Below are 563 nucleotides of genomic sequence, written 5' to 3'. Positions count from 1 at the left end.
AGTCCGTCGCGTTTAGCCACTTCGCTACTCCTCCATGGTGGCGCGGGACAGAATCGAACTGCCGACACACGGAGCTTCAATCCGTTGCTCTACCAACTGAGCTACCGCGCCATATTTTAAAATTATTAATTGAATAACAAGAACGACGGTTCCGACGGGAATCGAACCCGCGATCTCCTGCGTGACAGGCAGGCATGTTAACCCCTACACCACGGAACCAGTTCATTATGGAGGTTAACGGGATCGAACCGCTGACCCTCTGCTTGTAAGGCAGATGCTCTCCCAGCTGAGCTAAACCTCCAACATTCAATTAAAATGACCCGTACGGGATTCGAACCCGTGTTACCGCCGTGAAAGGGCGGTGTCTTAACCGCTTGACCAACGGGCCAGGTAAACTTGTTACGGAGAGTAAGGGATTCGAACCCTTGAGACAGTTTGCACCATCTACATGATTTCCAATCATGCTCCTTCGGCCTCTCGGACAACTCTCCAGAGTGAAAGAAGCTCAATACTCTTTCTCAAAATGAGAACTCCGGCAGTAGGACTCGAACCTACGACATCAT

5 tRNA genes are annotated in these 563 nt (G+C 50.6%); all 5 read right to left on the bottom strand.

Annotation, left to right across the window (positions count from 1 at the left end):
* Positions 1-35: 35 nt before the first annotated feature.
* A tRNA-Phe gene (locus tag HMPREF2961_RS13660) sits at positions 36-111 on the bottom strand.
* Between the two features lie 35 nt (positions 112-146).
* A tRNA-Asp gene (locus HMPREF2961_RS13655) sits at positions 147-219 on the bottom strand.
* Between the two features lie 9 nt (positions 220-228).
* A tRNA-Val gene (locus HMPREF2961_RS13650) sits at positions 229-301 on the bottom strand.
* A 15-nt stretch (positions 302-316) separates the two neighbouring features.
* Positions 317-388, bottom strand: a tRNA-Glu gene (locus tag HMPREF2961_RS13645).
* 14 nt (positions 389-402) lie between these two features.
* Positions 403-491: transfer RNA gene (locus tag HMPREF2961_RS13640), tRNA-Ser, on the bottom strand.
* Between the last annotated feature and the right edge of the window lie 72 nt (positions 492-563).

It is taken from the genome of Enterococcus sp. HMSC076E04 (assembly GCF_001814285.1).
GTDB classification, from domain to species: Bacteria; Bacillota; Bacilli; order Lactobacillales; family Enterococcaceae; genus Enterococcus_B; species Enterococcus_B lactis.
Note: the sequence above shows the minus strand (reverse complement) of the source record. Positions and strands in the feature narration are given on the sequence as shown.